Genomic DNA, 17,723 nt, shown 5'->3' with positions numbered 1-17,723 from the left:
CGTGGGAGGGCCAGCCCCAGACCCGGGCGCCTGAGAGCTAGACGTGGCTGCCCTCTCGATCACCGCACCGACCATCGGCTCACGCAGCGTTGAGCCATTCGAGACCCAGCACCGGCGCGAGCCGGCGCGTGGCATCGCGATCAGCCATTGGCTGCGTCTTGGGGACGGTTCCTCTAACGTCACGTATATGGCCAGCTTTGTTGGCGAGAACGATGACGTGAGCGTGATAGATCGCTTGTACTCCGTCGCGGAGCCGCAGAGCGGCTATCTCACGGCACAGCAGGCGATCGAGGCGGGTGTTGCGCGATCGACGTTGACCTATCACGCCCGTGAGGGCGGGACGCTGCAGCGCGCCGGCCGGGCCGTCTATCGCTTGCGTCGCTTCCCGGGCTCGCCGAATGAGCACGTCGTTCCGGTCTGGCTGGGTCTGTCGCGCGCTGACGCTGTGGTCTCGCATGTGAGCGCGCTGGAGTTGCTCGATCTCGCCGACGTGATCCCCGACGAGGTCCACGTGACGATGCCACGGTCAAAGCGCGGCACGAAGATCCCGGAGGGAGTTCGCGCGCACTTCACCGATCGGCCGATCAGCCGGCGGGACAGACGTCTCGTCTTGGGAGTTCCCGTCACCGGCGTGGAACGCACGATCACCGATGTCGTGCGCGGTGATGGCTGGACCGAGCAGGTCGATCTCGCGGTCCGTCAGTCGTTGGTTCGCGGCACTACGACCTTGCCGAGACTGCGCGAGCAGCTGCCCAAGTCCTGGCAGGCACGACTCCGGGCCGCGGCCGTCAAGGCCAGCTCGTAGGTACGCGACGGCCGGTGCCTTCCGGACCGCGCGGCTCACGGACGAGCCGTGCGATGGCGTTGGGCGGTCGCGCTGCGCAGCGGATCGTGCGCGGACGGCTGCTCGGGCGGCTGTAGCGTCGCCCCAGACGGCCGGCACAGGGAGGAGGCCATTAGCGCTGCGCCGCGCTGAAGTGACGGTGCCGGACTGCCACGGCCACGTTGCGCGGGCGAGGGGTGTTTGAGTGGCTCGTCGACTAAGAGGTATGGCTGTCGTCGAGCAACTCGGTGAGGACGATCCGCTCTTGACGGCGGAGGAGGTGGCGTCGCTCATGCGCGTCACGACCGCTTGGGTGTACGCGGAGAGCCGACGTGACGCGCTGCCTCATGTGCGCCTCGGCCGCTACGTGCGGTTTCGTCGTTCGGCGATCGAGCGGTGGCTCGATGAGGTTCAGCGCGGGCCTCGAACCGGCGGACACTCGGGGGGCGAGATTGGCCGCGCTCGGCCCTAGGTAGGAGATGGGCAAGAAACGGGACTACGGCACCGGCCATCTGTACATCGATCGCGAGCGCGACGCCTACTACGGTCGCTGGCGTACGGCGGCCGGGCGTCACTTGCACCGCAAGGTGGGGCCGGTGCGACACCGCGGGGAGTCCGATGGCCTGACACGTGCGGACGCCGAGAAGAAGTTCCGCAAGATGCAGGAGGACGAGGATCGTAAGCCGCGGCCCGCCGTCTCGGGCCGGCACACGATCGACGATGCGGCCGACTCACTGCGTCAGAAGCAGGTCATCGAGGGTGCGCGCAAGTCCTACAAGGAGAACTGCGAGTCGATGCAGCGCGTCCACATCTCGCCGGCGCTCGGCAAGAAGCCCGTGGACCGCGTCACGACGGCGCAGGTCGAGAAGCTCGCCGAGGACATGCTCGCCAAGGGCTTGGCACCCAAGTCGGTGCGCAACGTGATGACGTTCCTGCACTCGATCTTCGAGCACGCGATCCACAAGAAGTGGGCGACCGAGAACCCGGTCCGGCACGCGACGCGTCCGAAGCGACGCCGTCAGAACGACGCTGACCCTGACCTCAAGTACCTGACCTTGGACGAGCTCGATCGGGTTCTCGAGGCGATCCCGAATGAGGTTGTGCATCCCGCGCCGGCGCCGACGCGACGTGGCCGCCGGGGTCCGGCGCCGCCGGTCCCGCCCGACGTCTGGGGTCCGGTCCTGCGTGTGATCGTGCTGATCGCGGCGATCACCGGGCTGCGGCAGTCCGAGTTGTTGGGTTTGCGGTGGCGGCATGTTGATTGGGTCGCTCAGCGCATCCGCGTTCGCAATGCGTACGTGCGCGGCGAGCACTCGGGGGAGGGCAAGTCGGACGAGTCGACGCGCCGGTCGGTCCCGATCGCCGACGAGGCGGTCGAGGCGCTGAAGGTTTGGAAGGCGCGCAGCGCCTACGGCGCACCGGACGATCTCGTTTTCTGCCATCCCGAATCGGGCAAGGAGCTGGATGGCGCAAAGGTGACGCGCAAGTTCAAGCAGGCCTGTCGTGACGCGGAGGTCCGCGTCATCCGCTTTCACGATCTGCGCCACACCTTCGGCACCCAGATGGCTGCGGCCGGCACGCCGCTGCGGTTCATCCAGGAGATGCTCGGCCACGCCGACGCCAAGACCACCCAGATCTACTCGCACTACCAGCCGTCGGAGCGCGAGGTCGAGATGGTCAACACGGCGTTCACGCGACGGCGGGCGAACGATGACTAGATTTGTCCGACCGACACGGCAATTTGCGGTGTCGGGAGCCTATACTTACGGCATGCCCGCTGCGCTCCCACTCGTCACGCGTCAAGAGATCGTTCGCGACTTCCGTCTCGACGAGACCGCGACGATCGACAACGGCATCCGCGCGCTGAAGGACAAGCACGCCCTGTCGCCAGGGCTAGGCTTCACGACGCGAGGGACGGCCGGTCGGCTGGGCGGCCGCGTCCATCTCTACAGCGCGTTGAACCGTGACGCCGCCCGCGCGGCGCGGCGCAAGGACTACGCGATGGCCGAACGTCTCGCCAAGGCGGCGGCCCGGCTCGACGCATCGCCGGAGGCCAAGCGGATCGCTGCGGCGCTGAGCACGATCGCCGGCGCGGGCGGCATTAGCAGCGCCGCCGAGCTGGCCCGGCTGCTTGCTGCGCCGCAGTTGGCCGCCGAGGTGACCGGGCTGCAGCGCAAGCTCGCCCGCGCCCGACGCGGCCTGGATGCCGAGACCGCGCCCGCGCAGTTCAGCGGGCGGATCGTGGCGTTGAACGACGTCGCGGCAATGCTCGAGTTGCAGGGCTTGCCCGCTCCCGTTTCGGTGCCGGCGGTGACCGTGCGCGTCCTGGGAGTCGGGGCGGTAGGGAGCCCGGTCGTCGCCTGCTGGGAGATCCTCGCGGGCGGGCGCACGATGCTCTCGGTTGAGCCCGCGATCGAGATGCCCGACGTCAACGAGTTCGGCGAGCCGCTCGTCGACATGTACGGCACGCCGTGGGGGAAGGTCCTCAGCGGGGTCGATCCCGAGGTCCTGACGGTCACCGGCACGCCGACCGTGCGCATCCCCGCCGGCGTCCCTGACGTGGAGTGAAGGCCGGCGACCTCCAGATCCGCGGTCTGCGGCCGGGCGACCTAGAGGTGCTCGGTAGCTTCACGTGCAGCACTGGTGAGCCGTGGGAGGACGTCGTCGAGCAGCAGATCCGCGGCCCGTTGCCGCTTCGATACCTCCAGACGCCGCCCTACTTCGACGGGCGCATGCTGCTCGGCATTGGCCCGGCCGGCGACCTGCTCGTCGTCGGCGCCCACCACATCGAGCCGTCGATGGTTCCTGACGTCGGCTACACCGAGGTCATTGCCGTCGCGCGCGACGCGCGCGGGGTTCTCGTCGACCTGCCGGAGGGCGAGCAGCTCAGCCTCGGTCACTTTATGTTGTTGGTGATCTTTCAGCAGATGCGTCGGCTCGGCCGCCATCCGCGCACGTTCGTGCGAGTCGACCGCCGCAACACGCGCAGCCTCGCGCTGCTCGACCGAGTAGCGCTGAGCGAGGAGCGTGACGATGCGTCTGCGGAACTGGTTCAGCGCTGGGGCGAACTGAGCCTGCTCTGATCGGCGTCGGTCGCGGTGTTCGCTATGGCTTTTTGGTTTGCGGCGGCAGGGTCGTTCCGCTGGCGCCGCCCTGGCCGCCTCGGTTCTCTGGCTTGCCGAGGCCTGGACGGGGCGAACCGTCCGAAGCTGAACCGCTACCAGGATTGGTCTTGTCGGTCACTCAGAACACCTGCTTGAGGATCAGAAGAACGGTCCACGACGCTACCTGTCCCGCCAGACACGTCGATGCGCGTCTCAGGAGTGCCATCAGGCGCTCGATGACGAGCTGGTTCTTGTCCCACATGTCCTCCAGGCCGACAGCTACAACGCTCTCGGGGTCCGCGCCGTCGCTGAGGTCGTGGTCTAGGACGAGTCGCGCGCTGGCTACCAGCTGAAGTTCTCCGGCTCGGGCTCCCTGTTTGCCCGTTGGTCTCCATGCCCTTATCGCGAGCACCATTCCCCCAGCCAGCAGAGCTAGCGGGACGATTGCTGCGATCCCGACACCGCGGGGTGGCGCGGGCTCACGAAAAAGGAACCCGCCGAACAAGGTCGCGACTGCCACGCTCGCGACGACAAGTTGATTGGCGCGCGTCCGGGCCTCGCCGAGCACCGCGATTTGCGAGTCGAGACCACGCACCGCGTGGTCGTAGGCGAGGCGGGCCAGGATCGCGATGTCCGGGCGGTCTTTGTCAGCGGTGGCGGAGATGCGCTCCATTGTCGGACGAGAGTCGGACGCTGCGAGAGCTGGCAAGTCTCGCGCCGCCGTCTCCGAACTCGTAAAGACCTGCCCTGGGTCAGGAGTAGCGCGCTCTGTGCTCAGCCATCACGCGTTTCGCGGCCTCGGGGTCTGCCGCGAATATCCGAGCCTGAGACACCAACTCGGCAGTATCCGCATCGGCCGTCTCATCGAGCTCTGGCAGTGCCGTGATGAGACGAATGAGCGCATCCTCGCCGACTAGATCAACGAGCCGATCCCAAAGCAGCGAAACGTGCCGGCCAGCACTGTTCCGGACCTCCCGCCGGACGTCGCGGATGAGCGCGAGCAGGAAGGCACTGTCTGCTTCCGTCGCCTCGCGCACCTTGGCAACGGCTGCGTCGGGGTCCTGCTGCTCTAGGTGGTGCACTAAGAGACCGAGCGCGGGCTCGGCGCCAAGTGCCTGCGGTGTTGCGGCGAGAATCTCCGCGGTGAGGCGGTTCTCCCAGACGGAAGCGTTCGTTGCGTCGACGAGTTCGTGGCCAACGCCTTGCTGGTGACCGACGAGATGGATGAGGCTCAGACGGTCCGACAGATTGAGGGACGGCAGCACCCGCTCAACGGTTGACGTGATCGTCTCCGAATCGCGGTTGCGCAAGAGACGAAGAATCACCCGCGTGACGCGCATCGCCGGGCGGACGCCAAAGAAGCTGTGATCTTCCGGGATGCGCGGAGTCATCTCGTAAAGGACGGGGATCGCTGGCGCCACGTCGTCCGGGTAATCGCCTTCGAACGCCTCCAAGCGCGAGAGGAGATCTGGGAGCTGCTGGTCCGACAGTTCCACGATAAGTCGCTCGAGGTACTCCCTGTCGTCAAGCGCCTCGAGCGCCCGCTGGACGGTGGCCGTAGCCACGCTCGTAGGTTGGATCTGGCGAGCCAGATAGGTACCTAGGACCGCCGGATGAGCCACGCGTCGAGCTCGCTCCCATGAGGCCAAGAAGTCGCTTCCGTAGTACGTGTTTCTGATGTAGCGAGCTGCGGCCGGGAAGAGTTCGACCACGATGTCGCGGAGCGTGTCGGGGTCGTTCGCTCGTTTCAGCGCAGATTGCAACCGGTCTTCGTCGGGCTTGGGCCCGTCCATGAAGAGCCACGCGTCCTTCTCGCGTGTATTCGTGAGCGTGGCTCGCAGAGCTGGCAGCTCGTTCCAGAACTCTCGCTCGAATAGCCGGAGCGCCTCCAGCGCCAAAATGTCAGCGACGTCGACTTCGTCTATCAGTTGCGCAACGGGCGCCCGGGCGTGATTTACGAAGCGAACGACGTCGCGTGGGAGTTCAAGGTACTTGCGGAAGGACAGGTAGAGCTTCGACCAGTGCTCACGGTCGAACCGTTCCTCCGGCACAGGTCCGACCAAGCCGTTGATTCGCTCCAACGCCAGATCCGACAGCTGCTCGCCGACGATCGCCGGTATCTCGTGCGTGACCTGGACGATCTTCTCCAGGTACTCGTGACCCGCCGACGCGTGCAGAGCGTCGGCAACGTGGTCAGCGTCGTAAGCGAGGAGATAGACGACGTTCGGGAAGCCAGCAACGAGACGTACGAGTCGCATCACATCCGCGATTTCTTCGTCACGAAGCCGATCGATGTCATCGATGACCACCACCAGGAGCTCGTCACGATCGGCAAGGAGCGCCGCTAGGTGCCGTCGCTGCTCCTCTGCGCTCTGCTCCGGACGTTTCAAGACACGAGCGACGAATCGCGTCCACGCTGACGCCTTCTGCACGCCGGGAAGGAAACGAAGGGGATCGATGACCTCGGCGTAATCCTCAAGCGCGGCGGCGATTCGGTCGAGTGCCGCGTCGCCCGATCCGTCGAGCTGCCGTTGCAGTTCGGAGAAGAAGTGCTCGACGAGTTGTGGCGTGCCGGAGAACAACCACGGGTTGAAGGGCACGACGCGGTAGCCAGCGGGGTCGCGGAGTGGGCCCACGGCAAGGTTGAGCACAGACGTCTTTCCGCTGCCCCATGGTCCCGTGACCGCGATGACGAGCCCGTCCTTTCGAGGCGCGTGCTCGATCTCTCGCCGGATCTCGCTCGCGAAATCCGCGCGTCCGAGAACATCCTGGCCGGGTTCTGAGATCGGCTCGTCGCCCGTCGTCTTCGTGGGTTGGTCCTTACTGCTCATCGACGAGAGAATGAGCGAGGGAGTGGACATCAACCTTCTCGGCGCTCTTGCGGAAGTCACGCCGCGCCTGTGGTGACAGACGGTCGTCGTTCTCCTGGGCCTTGCGAGTTTGCGCGCCGCGGAACGAATGAGCGTGACTCGTGATGGTCGGTAGCGGATGTGGGCGCACCCCGTGGGATGTCTCTGGTCGGCTGCATGCGCACTGCATGCAGCGGAGCTGGCGGCGGGCGCCGAATGCCTCAGACGAGGTACCAAGAGGCGCCGTAGGCGCCGACGACGGTGGTGATCGTCGCCAAGTCGACGACTCGAGCTTGTCGCCGTGGTTCGAGTTCGGGGACCTGCTCGCGCAGATCGGCGGCCCACGAATCGAGCGCCCGGCGCAGGCGGGGCTCTCGCTCTCGAGCGGCGCCGGCGACCCGGCGCACATGGCCTTCCAGGCCCTCATGGACGACCAGCTCGTGGCCACGGGTGGACTGCAGCCTCGCGCGCTCCCGCGAGCCGAGGAGTTCGCCGAGCAGTTCGAAACGGGTCGGCTTACCCCCGGGGTTGGCACGCCCGTTCTGACCTGGCGCGACGTAGGTCCAGACGCGGTGACCCGAGAGACGTTCGGGCGAGACGAACCCCGTCTGCGTCAGCACTGAACGCGACAGCAGCGCGGCGTCGAACTCTCCGCGTCGCCAGAACGCTGGCGCGGCGTAGCGCACGAGCGCTTCAGAACCTAGCTGTCGATCGAGTCGCAGTAGAACGGACTGCTGGCGAGCCGCAATTGTGAATCGAAGGTACGGCTCGTACCAAAGTCGCCACTGCTTGGCCCGGGCTCCGTAAAGGTACTCGGGACGCTTGTATTGGAGAACGAGACTGATCGGCGCCGTCGGGAGCTTCGACGCCGGCGGTCGCATGCCCGCTTGCCAGTACCCGCTAATGAGTGTTACGCCGCGAGGACGCGGGACTGCGAGGATCTGCCAGATCAAGTGATCAGCGGGAGGTGCTGCGGTGGCGTCGTAGCCGAGTAGCTTTTCAAGCACCTGACCCGAGGAGAACACAGGTCCGTATCCGGTCGCACTGTGGGCAAGTTCGACGGCGGCCGCGACCTCGAACTCCTTCTCTTCGAATTCGGCCCAGGTCATGGACGCTGCAGCCTATGGCGAGATAGCGTCGGATTTCTTCCTGGGTGGGCACACGCGCGACAGATCTCCGATGGGAGAGACGGACGGCGCGCCACGATCGAACTCAAGCGCGGCGTGAGACCTCGGGTTCGAGGGTGGTTAGGAGGGTGCCGAGCCTTCCGAGATCGCGCACGCCTTCGCGTTCGTTGCAAACTGTCGGGGTGGCCGACACATATGGGCTTTACAGACCCCGGGGTGTGCCGACCCTGATTCGTTCCGCCGTCTTGTTCTTAGACATCTTGGGCACGGCGCTGCCGCGGACTGACCAGGAGGCTCAGTCCTACCTGGAGATCACCCACCGTGCGTTTGCCCGTGCCCGAGAGGACGGGGACAGTAACCGCGGCGCCAGTGAGTTCACCATTGCGACATGGTTCTCGGACAACTTGGTGATGGGGATGCCCATGACAGGAGGGCTGAAGCCAGGCGATGCCGTCGACTTACTTGCGATGTACGCGGCGATGCACCAGTTGGTGCTCGCCGACGAAGGGCTCTTTTGCCGAGGCGCAATCACATTCGGGTTGTTTTACGCCGATGCGGAATACGTCAATGGTCCGGCGCTCAACGATGCCTACAAACTGGAGTCGACTGCGGCTAACTACCCGCGAGTGATCCTCGCCCCGAGCGCCATGACCGCCCTGGCCGATGGGGAGCAGCGCGACGCTTGGCTGGCGGCCGGAGACGACGGTGTGCCGTTCGTCGACTACCTCCGTTACATCTCGTACGTAACGCCCGACGACCAAGACGAAGCTGAAGGCTTGGCACGCCATCGCGACCAGATCCGCGCACAACTAGTACGTAGTCGCGGCAACCTTCGAGTCGAGCAGAAGTACGCTTGGCTCGCCTCCTACCACGACGCGCGAGTACCGAGCGATCTGATCGTCGTCGAGGATCGCGGAACGATGCCGCACTTCAGGTTGATGGACCCTGGCCTCTGAATACCGGGCACAGTTCGGCACAGGCGGCCCTACGCCGTGCGACTGCGCAGGCGCCGAACTCACGAGAACCGGTGCGTCGGTACGTAGATGATTCAGACTCCGAATCGCGGCTAAGCGGCGATCGGAACCTGCGGCAAGAACTGGGACGGGGGAGCCGCCTGATTCAGGTGATCGCCCGTTGAGGCGGCGCCGAACTCGCGACCGCGCGACCGACGCTTACGCGCTTCCTCCAGCCGGGCCAGTTTGTGACGGTTGGCAGCCACAGCTCGCGAGCCTACATGAGGAAGCGACGATCGGCCGCCAGTCGCGTAGTCGGCGGGCGTGAGCCCCGGCACGAGCGGCACGCTCGCGGAACAGAGACCAGCGTTATGCGCTGGCGCACGGCGTAGAGAGCCACGGGATTCTTGGTTGGTTGGCGTAACTCGCCAACCTCGTTGACGAGTCGGGGACGAGCGCCGCACCTTTCATTGCCGCGGAGTCTGATCGGCCGCAACAGCCTCGAGTTGCGCTAGCACTCGGCGCAGGTCCCGTGCGAGCGGGGGCATTGGGCTCGTCCGGCGATACCCGATGTCGGTCTGCTCGATGAGCCCAAGACGGCAAAGGCCGTCGAGGTGGCCATCGATGCCGCGCAGTGTGACTTCTGCGGCGTCGGCTAGGGCGGCGCGCGACCACTCCTGGCGGGCGGGCCCTGGGGCCAGGATTGTGACGAGCGCGAGTCGACGAGGTCGCGATCCGAAGATCCAGTCGCGGTCGGAAATGTGCTTGGGTCCGCGGTCGCCCACTGGTAAACTATTTACCATGCCCGGCACGCTGAGTGGCACCCCTCAACGATCTGCGCATCTGCACCTTGTGGAGGGAGAGCTCGCGGTGGAGCAGTCGCCGGAGTTCGAGTTCAAGATCGTCCGGCGGCCCGGTGAGCAGCTGGACGCATTCTTGGCGCAGCCCAGCCTGGTCACCGTCGTGCGTGAGATCGCGACGCAGGCCGCGCGTCGAGGACTACTTCTTGATCTTGCGACCGCGCTTGTCGTCGAGCACGGGCTCGTGCTCGAGCAGATCCGCGAGATCTCCCGCTGTGATGCCGAGTCGCTCGCTCGCTCGCTGGACGGCGCGGCGGCTGTCGCTGTGCACGACCATGTGGCGCGCGGTCCCGAGGCTGACTACCTGCGCGCGCTTATCCGCGCCCGCGACCGCGACGTGCGCTTCGTCCAGCAGCCAGACGTCTCGTCGAGCGTTCTCGCGCTCCCAGTTCGCCTGCTGAACCGCGGCAGCGAGGCGGTCGGGCGCGGCATGGCTAACGGGTCGCTTGACGTCGCGTTGAACTGGGAGATCGCCGCTGTGACCGGTGGACAGTCGATGGGCGAGTGGGCGGCCTGGCAGCTGGTGCAGCGCCCAGCTGCGCCGCCCGTCTAGGAGCCCGGCTGGTCGATCCGCTCGTCGTCCACGCGCCGCCGGTGCGCGAAGGCGGCACCGCGCCAAGAGGCGCCGAGGCGGGTCATCCCTGTGGCGGCACGGACGGCACTGGCCTCGTTGATGCGCCGCGCGAGCTCCGCGCGTCCCGCATCGGCGGCGGGCAGGAAGATGCCGGCGGCGTCGCGCTGGCCGCAGATCAGGTTGTGGGTGCGGACCTCGCTCGGCGCTGGCGGTTGATCTCGCTCGTGAGCGCCGCAGTCACACGGCCAGCGGCGGAAGAGCTCGGCTCGGCGCTCGGCCCACTTGAGGCCCAGCGGCAGGTTGGCCAGCGCTTCGCGGTGCCATGGGGGGACGGCGATGCCCGGGTCCTTCTTGTTGCCCTTGGTTTGGGCTCGCTTGCGCTTGACCTCCGCCCAGTCCGGCGGCGGGTAGGAGAAGCCGACGCCATTGACACCGGTGCAGGTGGCCGCGGCGCCGTAAGGCGGGAGCGTGAGCTGAGCGGGCCCAGCACCCGAGACGACCGACGGCCGACCCGTCCGCGCTTCGAGGCCGACCACGAGGTCGCTGACGGCCGCCAGCTCCTGGCGCGTTCCGCTGCAATTGACGACAACGACCCAATAGCCGCCGACCCGGATGCTCGCGTACGCGTCGATGAGGGATGGGACGGCGTCGATGAGAAGTCGACCGTGCACAAAGATGGAGGCGAACAGGGTCCGGGAGAGGCCCCCTTCGCCCACGGGATGATGGGCTCGGCGACTCAGGAAGTCCTTCGACATGGCCTCGGCGAGCGCAAGGTCGTTTTCGCGACCGACCCCGCCCTCGATGTCGTGAACATGGCCGGGTGTGGTCGTCAACGTGGCACGCGCCGTGAGCTGCTCCTCAAGGTAGTGCCCGGAGAACTCGGCGACGAAGTCGGGGCTGAGCGGCGCGGCGCTGATGTCCAGTTGGTCCTTCAACGCGTACTGCACGTCTTTGAAGGCGCCTGCGCGCTTCGGGTGCCCGATCGGAAGCTGGTTGCGCCACGCTTCCCCCGGCAGAACGACGCCGAGTCCGGAATCATGTGCCTCGGCGATGAAGTCCTCGCTCGACTTGGCGAAGACGAGCGGCTTGGCGATCGTGTTCGTGACGCGGCGATCGAGGATGCCGAGATCGACGCCGCCGCTGTTGCCGACGAACAGCACCATCGCGCGGCCATCCGGTTGCGGATGGTGCGATGAGAAACGCGTCGGAACCCTCGGCATGTATGAAGGGTGGCGTACGGCACGGACGCCAAGGGGACGGGGGAGGTTCTGTTCAAGGAGCCAACGAGGCGGAGGCGCGCTCATGGATGTCAGGCGCTGCTCGTCTCGCCGGCACCCTCGGCGCGAATGGACGATCGGTGGGTACGTCACGCGATAGTCCACGGAGCAAACCATGGACGGAAATCATGCGCGGACGGGCACGTCTCGTTCAGCGGAGTGAGGAGACCTCCGAGGTAACCGCGTCCGCGTGCGACGACGACCGGCGCCGCTTGGGTCGCCGTTGGCGTGTAGCGCTACAAGCGCCGACGGGTGGGACATGACGAGCCTCCTGGCGACCCCCGCCGAGGCGCGACCAAGGCTCGATATCGTCGTAGCGATGAGCGGCCTCGACCTCTCCCGTATTCGAAAGCCGGCCAGTGCCGCCGTGACGATGGACCCCCGGGGGATCTTCACGACGCTTCCGGCCAAGGTCAAGGGCTACAACTATCCGCGGGACGTGCAGTCCGAGGTCTGGGAGGCATGGCACGACCGACGGGGCGAGAACGACCTAGTGGTCAAGATGAACACCGGCGGCGGGAAGACCATTGTCGGGCTCGTCATGCTCCAGTCCTGCCTCGCAGAAGGCGTTGCGCCGGCGACGTTCCTCACGCCCGACATCTACCTGTCACAGCAGGTGCTGGACGAGGCCGCACGCCTCGGCATCGCGACGACCACCGAGCCGGGCGACCGCGACTTCCTCCGGGGCCGCGCGATCCTCGTTACCAACATCCACAAGCTCTTCAACGGCCGCTCGGTCTTCGGCGTCCGGGGTGGGGCTCGGGACGTGGTCGACCTCGGCGCCATCCTCATCGACGACGCGCACGCCTGTCTGGCGACGGTAAATGAGAAGTTCACGCTGCGCCTCAAGAGCGATCACGCCGCGTACGAGGCGCTGCTTGAGCTCTTCGGGCCGATCTTGCGCGAGCAGTCGCCGACGACCTACGCCGACCTCGGGCAGGGCGACATGTCGGCGCTGATGGCGATCCCCTTCTGGTCGTGGGCGGCGAAGCAGACCGAGATTGTCGACATCCTCCATCCGCACCGCGACGAGAAAGACTTCGGGTTCGTGTGGCCGCTCGTGGCCGACACGCTTCCGTACTGCCGGGTCGCGGTCTCGTCGGGGGCCTTGGAGATCGCGCCGCCCTGCGTGCCGGTCGATGTGATCCCGTCCTTCGTGCGGGCCAAGCGTCGCATCTACCTCACGGCGACGCTGGCCGATGACAGCATCCTCGTCACCCACTTCGGCGCCGACGCGGAGAGCATCCACCGGCCGATCACCCCGAAGAAGGCCGACGACTTGGGCGACAGGATGATCCTCACCCCACAGGACACGTTCCCGGGCACGAGCGACGAGGCCATCCGCGACTTCCTCGTCGAGCGGGCGAAGACCGTTAACGTTGTCGTGATCGTGCCGTCCGAGCGCCGGGCCGAGTTCTGGCGAGACGTTGCCAGCGCGATCCACCGGGCCGACACGCTGCAGGCAGGCCTCGCCGAGCTTCGCGAGGACCTCGTCGGGCTCGTAGTGCTCGTCAACAAGTACGACGGCATCGACCTGCCCGGCGACGCGTGCCGGATCCTCGTTCTGGACGGGCTCCCGGAGGCGCGCGGTGAGCTCGACCGGCTGGATGGTCAGTGGCTCGATCAGAGTGATGCGCTTCTTGGCCGGCAGATCCAGCGCATCGAGCAGGGCATGGGCCGCGGGATCCGCTCGAACGATGACCACTGCGTGGTCATCCTGCTTGGCCGTCGGCTCACCGGCAGGCTGCACAAGCCGACGGCGCGGGCCTGGTTCAGCCCCGCGACCGGTGCGCAGCTCGACCTAAGCGACGACATCGCCGATCAGCTGCGTGAAGGATCGTTCGAGGACCTCGACGGCGCCATCGACTTATGCCTCGAGCGTGACGCGGACTGGGTCACGGCGAGCCGCAACGCGATCGTCGGTCTGGCTTACCCCGCCGAAGTAGCGATCTCTCCGATTGCGCTGGCCGAACGCGAGGCCTTCGAGCTGGCCCAGCGCCAGCAGTACGTCGAGGCCCGCAACCGCCTGCGGGCCGTGTTCGGCGACACGGACGACCTCGCCTTGCGCGGGGTACTCAAGCAGGAGGCAGCCACCTACTTGCATTTCGCTGATGCGCCCCGGTGCCCAGGAGCTGCAGGTCTCGGCGGTCAGCGACAATCGCGTGCTGCCCAAGCCAGGCGGCATCGCATACGTGCCGCTGCGCTCGCCGGGGGAGCAGGCCGAGGCCGCTGCGTCGCTGCTCGGCGAACGGTATAAGGACGGCAAGCAGCTCCTGGTCGCGGTGAACGCGTTGCTCGCCGACCTCGAGCCCGACCCGGATCCTGACCGTGTCAAGGCATTCGAGCAGGCGGTGTGTGATCTCGGCCTTCATCTCGGTTTCGCCGCCCATCGGCCCGAACGTGATACGGGCAACGGCCCGGACGACCTGTGGATCGGAGGCGGCGCTTCGCTGGTCATCGAGTGCAAGAGCGGCGCCACTACCGACGCGATCCCGCGCAGCGACGTTGCGCAGCTGGGCCACTCGATGGCTTGGTTTGGTGAGAAGTACGAGGGCATCGGGTCCCAGACCGTCACGCCCGTGCTGATCCATCCTTCCCGTGTGCTGAAGGGCGATGCTGTCGCGCCGCCGCGCGCGCGGATCATCACGTTCGAGAAGCTGGCTGAGCTCCGCCAGGCGGTTCAGCGATTCGCCACGTCGGTCGCGGACGGCCAGACGTTCAACGACCCCAAGGCGGTCGGCCGGCGGTTGGCGCACGAGCACCTCAACGACCGGGCTTTCGTCGGTCACTGGGGTCAGGCACCGCGGTCCGCGCGATGAGAGCGGGCCGGGCAGTCGCAGCCGCGGTCGATCTCGCGTTCGGTCCGACCCGGTAGCGCTGCCAGCGAAATGTTGTGAGCCAAGCCGCTCAGATCGCCCACGCGCCACCCAGAGGCCGCGGAACAATTCGCGGACCAAATTGAGCGCAACTCACAGCAACTGACCCACCGCGAACCCGCATAGATACTGGGGCCAGGCCTCAGCGATACCCGTACGTGGTGGCTGGGGCTCGGGCGGCTGCAGGTAGGTCTGCTGCGCCGTGAAGCCCATCGAGCCGGGGACGACCCCGTAGAGCTCCTTGATGCGCGCCGCGAACTGCTGCGCGTGGCCGAGCTCCTCCTGGATGTCCTGGTTGAGCGACTCGATGATCTCCTGCGCGCGGACGCCGTCCGGGTTGATCGAGTTCGAGATGTAGGACATCACCGTCTCGATCTCCATCCAGTAGGCCTTCTCGAGCATCTTGACGATGCTCTCGCGCTCGGTGGTCTTGTCGTCGGCCAGGATGCCCTGACTCGCGTTTCGCGTTGTCGCCATGCGGTGAGCACTACCCCATGGCCGACACCCTCAAAGACAAGAAGGTCGCGATCCTCGTCGCCAACGAGGGCATCGAGCAGGTCGAGCTCACCGAGCCGCGCAAGGCGCTCCAGGACGCCGGGGCCACCGTGGAGCTGCTCGCTCCCGAAGCCGGCGAGGCGCAGGCCTTCAACCACCTCGACAAGGCCGACGCGTTTCCGGTCGATCGGGCCGTGGGCGACGCCGACGCCGCCGACTACGACGCGCTGATGCTCCCCGGCGGCGTCGCGAACCCCGACAACCTGCGCACGCATCCGGAGGCGGTCGCCTTCGTCCGCGCGTTCTTCGCCGCCGGCAAGCCCGTCGCGGCGATCTGCCACGCGCCCTGGACGCTGATCGAGGCCGACGTGCTCAATGGCCGGACGGTCACGTCCTGGCCGTCGCTGCAGACCGACATCCGCAACGCCGGCGCCACCTGGGTCGACGAGCAGGTCGTCGTCGACGGAGGCCTCGTGACCTCGCGCAAGCCCGACGACCTGACGGCGTTCAACGCCAAGATGGTCGAGGAGATCGCCGAGGGCAAGCACGCCGCGCAGCACGCCTAGCCACCGCTAGCAGGCGCAAGAATGCCTGCGGGAGGTGTGCAAAGCGCCTCCCGTCGGGCACACTTGCGGGTCCATGCCCCGTTCGATCTGGACCGGCGCCATCAGCTTCGGGCTCGTCACCGTGCCCGTCAAGCTGTACAGCGCGGTCAACCGCAAGACGGTCCGCTTCAACCAGCTCAACGCCAAGACGGGCTCGCGGATCGCGCAGAAGCGGGTGGATGCGTCCACGGGCGAGGAGGTCAACTTCGAGGATCTCGTCAAGGGCTATGAGATCGCGAGCGATCGCTACGTCGTGATCGAGCCGGGAGAGCTGGAGTCCGTCCAGCCGGCGAAGACGAAGACCATCGACATCGAGGACTTCGTCGACCTCGCCGAGATCGACCCGATCTTCTACGACCACCCGTACTACCTGGCGCCGGCGGCCGGTGGCGCCAAGCCCTACCGGCTGCTGCTCGAGGCGATGCGCGAGACCGAGAAGGTCGCGATCGCCAAGGTCGTCATCCGCCAGAAGGAGTCGCTGGTCGCGATCCGCGCGCTCCAGGACCACGACGTCCTCGAGATGGCCACGATGCTGTTCGCCGACGAGGTCGTCGACCCCGAGCGCCTCGACGACATCCCCGGCGCCGACGACGTCAAGACCAACGACCGCGAGCTGGCGATCGCCAAGCAGCTGGTCGAGTCCCTGGCCGGCGACTTCGAGCCCGAGAAGTACCACGACACCTACCGCGAGGCCGTCCTCGAGATGATCGAGAAGAAGGCCGCGGGCGAGGAGATCGTGATCGCCGAGGAGGCCGAGGAGGCCGCCCCCGTCCCGGACCTCATGAGCGCCTTGAAGGCGTCGCTGGACGCGGTGCGCAAGACCACCGACGACGACGGCGACGGCGCCGACGAGCAGCCCAAGCGCAAGCGCCCCGCCGCGTCGAAGTCGGGCGCTTCGAAGGCCAAGTCCGCAGCCAAGAAGTAGCGCATCATGCGGCTGCCGGCCCGGGTACGCCCCGTGCCACATGGCCACGACGACGCTCCGCGCACCGCGCCTGAAGAAGGTCGACTGCTCCGGCCCCGGCCTGCGGCGCGTCCGGCGCGGCCGCGGCTTCTCGATCGTCGACCCCGACGGCGAGCGCGTGGTGGAGGCCGAGGTCCTGACCCGGGTCCAGGAGCTCGTCATCCCGCCCGCGTGGCAGGACGTGTGGATCTGCCCCTATCCCGGCGGCCACATCCAGGCGACCGGCGTCGACCAGCGCGGCCGCAAGCAGTACCTCTACCACCCGCGCTGGCGCGAGCGCCGCGACCAGATCAAGTTCGACGACATGGTCACCTTCGCGCGCACGCTCCCCCGCCTGCGCGCGCGGGTAGAGGAGGGCCTGGCGCGCGCCGACTACTCGCAGGACCACGTCCTCGCGCTCGCCGTGCGCCTCCTCGATCGCGGCTTCTTCCGCATCGGCTCCGAGGACTACGCGGTCACGAACGAGACCTACGGGTTGGCCACCATGAAGAAGCGCCACGTCCGCGTGCGCGACGGCGTCCTCTACTTCGACTACCCGGCCAAGCACAGCAAGCGCCGTGTGCAGGCGGTCGTCGACCCGGCGCTGGGCGGCGACATCTGCAAGCTCAAGCAGCGTCGCGGCGGCGGCGATGAGCTGTTGGCCTACAGGAACTCGGCGCGCGGGCCGTGGGTCGACGTCAAGTCGCCCGACATCAACGCCTGGCTGAAGGACGCCACCGGCGCCGACGTCAGCGCCAAGGACTTCCGGACCTGGGGCGCGACCGTGCTGGCCTCGGTCGGCTTCGCCGTCTCGCCCGTCCCCGACACCAAGACCGCCCGCAAGCGCGCGATGGCGCGCGTGGTCAAGGAGGTCGCGTACTACCTCGGCAACACGCCGGCGGTCGCGCGGGCGTCCTACATCGACCCACGCACGTTCGAGCGCTACGCCGACGGGATCACGATCGCGGGCGTCATCCCGGATCTTGCCGCGGCCGACGACGACGGGGACGCCACCGCGATCCAGGGCGACGTCGAGGCCGCGGTGCTGCAGATGCTGACCGGCGAGGACGCGCCGGCGCTGCAGCCGCCCGGCGGCGAGGAGATCGCCGCCGACCTCTCCCGCGCCGCGTAGCGCCCCGGCGCGACCGTCATGGGACGGTTGCCGCGCACTGGGTGTGCAACGTCTGGAGAAAGTGTTGCGACCCGCACAGGGTGGGTCGCGCGTGGGTCGATCGAG

The 17,723-nt window shown here is 67.2% G+C and carries 17 protein-coding genes; 12 read left to right on the top strand and 5 right to left on the bottom strand.

The features are described from left to right. Positions 1–43 precede the first annotated feature (43 nt). The 5 genes from DSM104299_RS22115 to DSM104299_RS22100 all read left to right on the top strand — a co-directional run bounded on the left by DSM104299_RS22115 (position 44) and on the right by DSM104299_RS22100 (position 3,906). On the top strand, positions 44–805 hold the full coding sequence (locus DSM104299_RS22115) for a type IV toxin-antitoxin system AbiEi family antitoxin domain-containing protein (RefSeq protein ID WP_272473828.1): 762 nt from the start codon (positions 44–46) through the stop codon (positions 803–805). A gap of 244 nt (positions 806–1,049) precedes the next feature. Then, the gene (locus tag DSM104299_RS29600; RefSeq protein ID WP_432419753.1) at positions 1,050–1,295 is read left to right on the top strand and encodes a helix-turn-helix domain-containing protein; all 246 of its coding nucleotides are present in this window, start codon (positions 1,050–1,052) and stop codon (positions 1,293–1,295) included. Between the two features lie 7 nt (positions 1,296–1,302). Further along, entirely contained in the window at positions 1,303–2,541 is a 1,239-nt protein-coding gene (locus tag DSM104299_RS22110; protein ID WP_272473827.1) for a tyrosine-type recombinase/integrase, read from the top strand. Next, positions 2,534–3,391, top strand: a complete 858-nt coding sequence (locus DSM104299_RS22105) for a hypothetical protein (protein ID WP_272473826.1) — start codon at positions 2,534–2,536, stop codon at positions 3,389–3,391. Before DSM104299_RS22110 ends, DSM104299_RS22105 begins: the two co-directional genes overlap by 8 nt. After that, entirely contained in the window at positions 3,388–3,906 is a 519-nt protein-coding gene (locus tag DSM104299_RS22100) for a hypothetical protein (protein WP_272473825.1), read from the top strand. The genes DSM104299_RS22105 and DSM104299_RS22100 overlap by 4 nt, the downstream gene beginning before the upstream one ends. 160 nt (positions 3,907–4,066) lie before the next feature. Here the strand turns inward: DSM104299_RS22100 and DSM104299_RS22095 are convergent, their stop codons facing one another. The 3 genes from DSM104299_RS22095 to DSM104299_RS22085 form a co-directional block, all read right to left on the bottom strand. Then, on the bottom strand, positions 4,067–4,600 hold the full coding sequence (locus DSM104299_RS22095) for a hypothetical protein (protein WP_272473824.1): 534 nt from the start codon (positions 4,598–4,600) through the stop codon (positions 4,067–4,069). Between the two features lie 79 nt (positions 4,601–4,679). Beyond that, positions 4,680–6,758: a P-loop NTPase fold protein gene (locus DSM104299_RS22090; RefSeq protein ID WP_272473823.1), complete on the bottom strand. Its 2,079-nt coding sequence runs from the start codon at positions 6,756–6,758 to the stop codon at positions 4,680–4,682. Between the two features lie 239 nt (positions 6,759–6,997). Beyond that, the gene (locus DSM104299_RS22085; RefSeq protein WP_272473822.1) at positions 6,998–7,885 is read right to left on the bottom strand and encodes a hypothetical protein; all 888 of its coding nucleotides are present in this window, start codon (positions 7,883–7,885) and stop codon (positions 6,998–7,000) included. A gap of 236 nt (positions 7,886–8,121) precedes the next feature. Here DSM104299_RS22085 and DSM104299_RS22080 point away from each other — a divergent pair, with 236 nt between their 5' ends. Together DSM104299_RS22080 and DSM104299_RS22075 are read left to right on the top strand one after the other, a co-directional pair. Continuing rightward, positions 8,122–8,859 (top strand): hypothetical protein, encoded by a 738-nt coding sequence (locus tag DSM104299_RS22080; RefSeq protein WP_272473821.1) that lies wholly within the window; start codon positions 8,122–8,124, stop codon positions 8,857–8,859. A gap of 798 nt (positions 8,860–9,657) precedes the next feature. Further along, positions 9,658–10,269: a hypothetical protein gene (locus DSM104299_RS22075; RefSeq protein WP_272473820.1), complete on the top strand. Its 612-nt coding sequence runs from the start codon at positions 9,658–9,660 to the stop codon at positions 10,267–10,269. On the opposite strand, the gene DSM104299_RS22070 is transcribed toward DSM104299_RS22075, so the two are convergent. Next, positions 10,266–11,453: a hypothetical protein gene (locus DSM104299_RS22070; RefSeq protein ID WP_272473819.1), complete on the bottom strand. Its 1,188-nt coding sequence runs from the start codon at positions 11,451–11,453 to the stop codon at positions 10,266–10,268. The two genes, DSM104299_RS22075 and DSM104299_RS22070, sit on opposite strands and share 4 nt — an antisense overlap. Positions 11,454–11,886: 433 nt before the next feature. On the opposite strand from DSM104299_RS22070, the gene DSM104299_RS22065 reads away from it, so the two are divergent. Both DSM104299_RS22065 and DSM104299_RS22060 read left to right on the top strand, forming a co-directional pair. Further along, positions 11,887–13,824 (top strand): DEAD/DEAH box helicase family protein, encoded by a 1,938-nt coding sequence (locus tag DSM104299_RS22065; RefSeq protein ID WP_272473818.1) that lies wholly within the window; start codon positions 11,887–11,889, stop codon positions 13,822–13,824. Beyond that, on the top strand, positions 13,760–14,386 hold the full coding sequence (locus DSM104299_RS22060) for a hypothetical protein (RefSeq protein ID WP_272473817.1): 627 nt from the start codon (positions 13,760–13,762) through the stop codon (positions 14,384–14,386). Before DSM104299_RS22065 ends, DSM104299_RS22060 begins: the two co-directional genes overlap by 65 nt. A 150-nt stretch (positions 14,387–14,536) precedes the next feature. Here the strand turns inward: DSM104299_RS22060 and DSM104299_RS22055 are convergent, their stop codons facing one another. Then, complete coding sequence (locus tag DSM104299_RS22055; RefSeq protein WP_272473816.1) at positions 14,537–14,920, bottom strand: hypothetical protein; 384 nt, start codon at positions 14,918–14,920, stop codon at positions 14,537–14,539. Positions 14,921–14,937: 17 nt separating this feature from the next. Here DSM104299_RS22055 and DSM104299_RS22050 point away from each other — a divergent pair, with 17 nt between their 5' ends. The 3 genes from DSM104299_RS22050 (at position 14,938) to DSM104299_RS22040 (ending at position 17,618) form a co-directional block, all read left to right on the top strand. Next, positions 14,938–15,504 carry a type 1 glutamine amidotransferase domain-containing protein gene (locus DSM104299_RS22050; protein WP_272473815.1) on the top strand — a complete coding sequence of 189 codons (567 nt, stop codon included), beginning with the start codon at positions 14,938–14,940 and terminating at the stop codon, positions 15,502–15,504. Positions 15,505–15,577: 73 nt separating this feature from the next. Then, a complete protein-coding gene (gene ku / locus DSM104299_RS22045) occupies positions 15,578–16,468 on the top strand; it encodes a non-homologous end joining protein Ku (protein WP_272473814.1) in 891 nt (296 codons plus the stop codon). 40 nt (positions 16,469–16,508) lie between these two features. Next, positions 16,509–17,618 carry a DNA topoisomerase IB gene (locus DSM104299_RS22040; RefSeq protein WP_272473813.1) on the top strand — a complete coding sequence of 370 codons (1,110 nt, stop codon included), beginning with the start codon at positions 16,509–16,511 and terminating at the stop codon, positions 17,616–17,618. Positions 17,619–17,723 lie beyond the last annotated feature (105 nt).

This window comes from Baekduia alba (genome assembly GCF_028416635.1).
Taxonomy (GTDB): Bacteria; Actinomycetota; Thermoleophilia; order Solirubrobacterales; family Solirubrobacteraceae; genus Baekduia; species Baekduia alba.
Note: the sequence above shows the minus strand (reverse complement) of the source record. Positions and strands in the feature narration are given on the sequence as shown.